This is a genomic window from Streptomyces endocoffeicus, assembly GCF_016741935.1.
GTDB lineage: Bacteria > Actinomycetota > Actinomycetes > Streptomycetales > Streptomycetaceae > Streptomyces > Streptomyces endocoffeicus.
In genome coordinates this window covers 1-4,888 of the sequence record NZ_JAERRG010000100.1, presented here as the reverse complement: position 1 = coordinate 4,888, position 4,888 = coordinate 1, and the positions used below count along the sequence as shown (strand labels likewise).

The window sequence follows — 4,888 nt, the reverse complement described above, 5'->3', positions numbered from 1 at the left end:
AGGTGTTCCCTGTCACGCCAGGGACGTTGCTCCGCCGGCATCGGCGTCTCGTTACACGCAGGTGGGACTACAGCGAGTGCCGGACCCAAGGAGTTGGTGCTGCGGCCGGCGCGGGAGAACCCACGCTGGAGCTGCCGCAGAATCCACGGCGAGCTCGCCCGGCTGGGCCACGGGATCGGCGCCTCCACGGCGTGGAAGATCTTGACTGCAGCCGGTGTCGATCCGGCTCCCCGCCGCATGGCGACGACATGGCGCGAGTTCCTTACGGCTCAGGCCAGCTCCATCATCGCCTGCGACTTCCTGCACATCGGCCCGGCGGACCTTCGCCGGGTCTACGCGCTGGTCTTCCTCGAGCACGGTACACGCCGCCTCCACGTCGCCGGGGTGACCGCACATCCGACCGCTCAGTGGACGGCCCAACAGGCCCGCAACCTTGCCCTCGCAGAGGGCATGCGCCTGGAGCCACCGCGCTTCTTGATCCGTGACCGGGACAGCAAATACACCGAATCCTTCGACGCAGTCTTCGAAGCCGAAGACATCGAAACCCTGAAGACCGCCCCGCGGTCCCCGCGGATGAACGCGCACTGCGAGAGAATGATCGGGACACTGCGGTGTGAACTCTCGATCACTTGCTGATCTGGAACGAGACCCACGCTCGGCACGTCCTCGACGTCTACGCCCGGCAGGACGTCGGGCTCGACCAGTGTGAGGAGTGCCTCCCGAACGGCCGTGTTCCGGTCGACCACGCGTTTGCGGCCAGCACCGGGCCGACGGATGCGTCCCAACGGGGCTTCTCCGGAGTCGAGTTCCCGCATTCCGCCAGACAGGGTGGCCTCACGGACACCGGCGGCACGGGCGACTGCTCTGATCCGCCGTGGCCGAGGGACTGGGCCTCCGCCCCTATCAGCAGGCGACGCTGCCCCTCGTCGAGGTGCGGCAGAATCGCCTCGAATTGGCTGCCAGCACAGCCCGTTGCCCATCCAACCCGCTCATGCCAGACCAACGAACCACCGGATGGAAAGCCACGAGTTAAAGATCTGCACGCCCTAAGCAGGGTCTTATGTGAGCAGGGGGATGAAGATCGTGTCAACGATCTCCTGGATGGCGTGCGCGGACATTGGCGCCAGGTCCATGAGCACTTCGTGTCGGAGCAGGTCAAAGGGCAACCGTGTGATTCGTGGGGTCAGCTTCGAACCATCGATCTCTCCTCGCTCGACGGCGCGCTGCGCGACGGACTCGATCAGCGCCCACCTCTCATCGATCAGGGACGCACGCAGCTCGGCAGGTGTTGTTCCCGTCTCTTCGAAGTAGGCGGCCAACTGTGCGGTCATGGCGACGGCGAACACAGTGAACGCCCCGTTGAGCTGTTCGAGCAGCCCGATCGTGTCATCGCGCAGCGATCCGGTGTCGGGATCGGTGAGCGGGAACTTGTCGCTGGCATGGCCGATGGCATCACGGACCAGCATGGCCTTGGTCGCCCAGTGACGGTTGACGACCGGGCGACTGGTGCCGGCGCCGTCCGCTACCGCGGCGAAGGTGAGGCCCGCGTAGCCGCGTTCCATCAGCTCTTCCCAGGCGGCGTCAAGTAGAGCGGCCTGCAGTTCTGCGCCGCGCCGACGGCGGCGGGGGGCGGGCTCCGGGCTTGCAAGATGCATGACCGCATCTTATTGTGGATTTGGGCGGGCAGCAAACGGGCTGGCGCATTCCGTGTACGCAGCTGGACCGTCGCCGCATCCGCATTGCCCGCCTCCTGCCATGAAAGACATCCCAGGAGCGTAGATGTCACCCCGTAGCCAGTTCCGCGTGATGCGACCAGGCGGTTGCCTCGTCGTAGCGGGTGCCAGTTTTGAGGCATCCGTGGAGTATGCCCACGAGCCGGTTGGCGAGCTGGCGCAGGGCGGCGTTGTGGCCGACTCCGCGGGCGCGTTGCCGCTGGTAGTAGGCGTGGGCGTTGGGCGAGACGCGCAGGGTGCTGAATGCCTGGGTGAGCAGGGCGTCGATGAGCCGGTCGTTGTGGACGTAGCGGGCCAGGGCGACCTTCTTCTTGCCGGAGGCGCGGGTGATCGGGGAAGTGCCGGCGTAGTTCGTGCGGGCCTTGGCGGAGGTGTAGCGGGCGGGGTCGTCGCAGAACTCTGCGAGCACCCGGGCGCCGAGGACGACTCCCACCGGCTGGGAGAGGATGATCTCAGCGGCCGGGTACCGGCCAAAATGCGCTTCGACCTGCCCTTGCAGGGTCTTGATCTGGGTGTTCAGCACGTTCAGGACCGCGAGCAGGGCCTGGACGGACCCGGCGTAGGCACTGGTGATCGCCTCCGGCTGAGCCAGGTGTTCGGCACGCAGCGCCGTTTGGAGCGCTGCTGCCTTGGCGGCCACGTTCTTGCGGCGGGCGCGTTTGAGCGCGGCGCTGATCTGCGCCACGGTCAGCCGGGCAGCTTGTGCCGGGGTTGGGGCCTTGCCGAGCAGTTCCAGCGTGTCGGCGGCGTCGAGGTCGTCGAAGGCATCCAGCGCGGCCGGGAAGTAGTCGCGCAGTGCATGCCGCAGCCGCTGGGCGTGCCGGGTCCGCTCCCAGATCAGGGTCTTGTGGGTACGGGTGATGACCTTGACCGCCTCGACTTGGGCGGAGTCCCCGGCGACGGGCCGCAGCTCGTGGCCGTGGGTGCGGACCATGTCGGCCAGCACGTGCGCGTCCCCGGGGTCGCTCTTGGCCCCGGAGCCCCCCAGCCGGTCACGGAACCGGGCGGCCTGCGACGGGTTGACGGCCGGCACCGTGTACCCCGCGGCGACCAGGGCACGCCCGCACGGGCCGCGGTCGGTCTCGATCCCCACCAGGACCTCGGCCTTGTCGGCGTCCTTCCCGGCCAGCTCACCCACGATCGGGTGCGGCCGGGCCATGCCCGTCACGCCCTCGGGCAGCCGGGCCCAGGCCAGCCGTCAGCCGGCGCTGTCCATCACCTCGATGTCGTGATGGCCCTCGGCCCAGTCATCTCCCACGAACAGTCGCAACGGTCCTCCGCTCTCGAAGCCGATCACCTTCAGCAGCCTGCCGGAGAACCGTCAGCGACCTAATCAAGCAGTGCTCACGCCGGCCAGAGGCGGGCACGACATCCCATCAGCGATCAACTCTCCGGGCCGAACGGCAGGGGCACGGTCCTTCATCAGGACTCAACAGTCCAGGAACCAGGAGTGCTCACCTGCCGCTGGCTACCACCTGGAGTCTGCCAGATGGCCGACTCCCCAAACCGATGAGGAAACACACGTGAACACCCACACCGAAGCACAGCAGACCACCCTCGTGACCGTCGATGTGCACACCATGGGCCGCACCTTCGACGAGACCGAAATCGACCGGTGGGAGCTCAAGGCCGCACGCCGGGCCTTGATGAACCTGAAGAACGTGGCCGGCGGCCAGGTGATGATGGACCTGCTCGCCGAGCAGATCGACGCCGGCGACCGCTACTACAAGGAGCTCGTCGCGGCCTCGGGAGGCACTTTCCGTGAGTCGCGCACCGAGTTCACCGTCCGCGGGCTCAGCGGCACCGACCTGGCCAACTGGTTCGCCGCGCAAGCCGGCACCGGCCGCTTCCAGGACAAGTCACTGCTCGTCAACGCCCACCCCGAGCACTACGTCGAACCGCCCACCTACACGGGCGGCATGGTGGAGACGATCGGCGGCCACCTCACCCGGTTCAAGGTCTCGGTAGCGCGCGAACTGCCCGCCGCTGTCAGCGCATTCCTCGACGCGTCCTACCCGGTGACGCTGATGAACGCCCTGCTCAGCCTGGACGACGCTACTCCCTTCGCGTACTGCCTGCACCAGGCGCGGGACACCGAGACCGGCGCGAACGTGGTGGTACGCGTCGTCTATCCGTCGGCCGCTCCGGACTCGATGATCGAGGGTCACTGCGAGCACCTGGCGATCGAATTCCGCAGCTGGATCCGTAACGCGGCCGCCGCGGCGCGCTGACCCGACGAAGGCCACGCTCATGGATTTCAAGGGAAAGAACGCACTGGTCACCGGCGCCGGTGCCATCGGTGGACTGGGGTACGCGGTGGCGCGGATCCTCGCCTCCGGCGGTGCTGATGTCACGGTCACCGGACGCGACCCGCGGCGCGGTGCCCAGGTGGTTGAGAATCTCGGCGGGCGACTCCGCTTCCTGTCGGCTGATCTGAGCAAGGTCGAGGACGTGCGGCGGCTCGCCGACGCGGTCGGCCCCGTCAATATTCTTATCAACAACGCCGCGGTCCTGCTCGGCGCGACGCAGGAACCCGCCGCCTTCGACGATGCGTTCGCTGTCAACGTGCGGGCTCCCTTCGTGCTCACCACGGTCCTGGCACCGCGGATGGCCGCGAACGGGGGCGGCAGCATCGTCAACATCTCCTCCACCGCCGCAGGCATCGGCATGCCCGCCATGGCCGTCTACGGCGCGACCAAGGCGGCGCTGGAGTCCCTGACCCGTGCCTGGGCCGCCCAGTTCGCCCAGGCGAACGTCCGCGTCAACGCCGTCTCGCCGGGTCCGATGCGCTCGGCGAAGGCGGTCGAGTCACTCGGCCAAGATGTCGGCGGATACGGCGACACGGTGCCGCTGGCGCGGGTGGCCGACCCGACCGAAGTCGCCGAGGTGGTCGCCTTCCTGGCCAGTGACCGGGCCAGCTTCACAACCGGGGCGATCATCGCCGCCGACGGCGGCCGTTCCGCAGTCTGACCCGGCTCCCGCCTGCCCCACATGAGCCGAGCAGCAGCCCCATCGCAATTCCATCGTCGGCGGCGCCGTAGGCACCGCCGACGATGGTGCGCGGTCGCAGCTACAGCTGAGGACGGGGCCCCTACTCCGGCCGGACATCGACCGGCAGGGGCACTCGGCGGCATGCTTCGGCGTGGACACTGCCC

General features: G+C 68.1%; 3 protein-coding genes and 3 pseudogenes. 3 read left to right on the top strand and 3 right to left on the bottom strand.

What is annotated here, in order from left to right; genetic code table 11:
- Positions 1 to 683: pseudogene (locus JK364_RS53855) on the top strand (transposase family protein); the annotation flags it as partial.
- 6 nt (positions 684 to 689) lie between these two features.
- Here the strand turns inward: JK364_RS53855 and JK364_RS53850 are convergent.
- The 3 genes and pseudogenes from JK364_RS53850 to JK364_RS53840 all read right to left on the bottom strand — a co-directional run.
- Positions 690 to 1,003, bottom strand: a pseudogene (locus JK364_RS53850) (hypothetical protein); the annotation flags it as partial.
- A 55-nt stretch (positions 1,004 to 1,058) separates the two neighbouring features.
- Positions 1,059 to 1,655, bottom strand: a complete 597-nt coding sequence (locus tag JK364_RS53845) for a TetR/AcrR family transcriptional regulator (protein ID WP_201858789.1) — start codon at positions 1,653 to 1,655, stop codon at positions 1,059 to 1,061.
- A 127-nt stretch (positions 1,656 to 1,782) separates the two neighbouring features.
- Positions 1,783 to 2,949, bottom strand: a pseudogene (locus tag JK364_RS53840) (IS110 family RNA-guided transposase).
- A gap of 307 nt (positions 2,950 to 3,256) precedes the next feature.
- Between JK364_RS53840 and JK364_RS53835 the strand changes: the two are divergent.
- Entirely contained in the window at positions 3,257 to 3,964 is a 708-nt protein-coding gene (locus tag JK364_RS53835) for a hypothetical protein (protein WP_201858788.1), read from the top strand.
- Between the two features lie 19 nt (positions 3,965 to 3,983).
- The gene (locus JK364_RS53830; RefSeq protein WP_201858787.1) at positions 3,984 to 4,703 is read left to right on the top strand and encodes an SDR family NAD(P)-dependent oxidoreductase; all 720 of its coding nucleotides are present in this window, start codon (positions 3,984 to 3,986) and stop codon (positions 4,701 to 4,703) included.
- Positions 4,704 to 4,888: the final 185 nt, after the last annotated feature.

Excerpts from the sequence above, each read along its gene's own strand:
- JK364_RS53845 (WP_201858789.1), bottom strand. The coding sequence starts at position 1,655 with ATGCATCTTGCAAGCCCGGAGCCCGCCCCCCGCCGCCGTCGGCGCGGC.
- JK364_RS53830 (WP_201858787.1), top strand. The coding sequence starts at position 3,984 with ATGGATTTCAAGGGAAAGAACGCACTGGTCACCGGCGCCGGTGCCATC.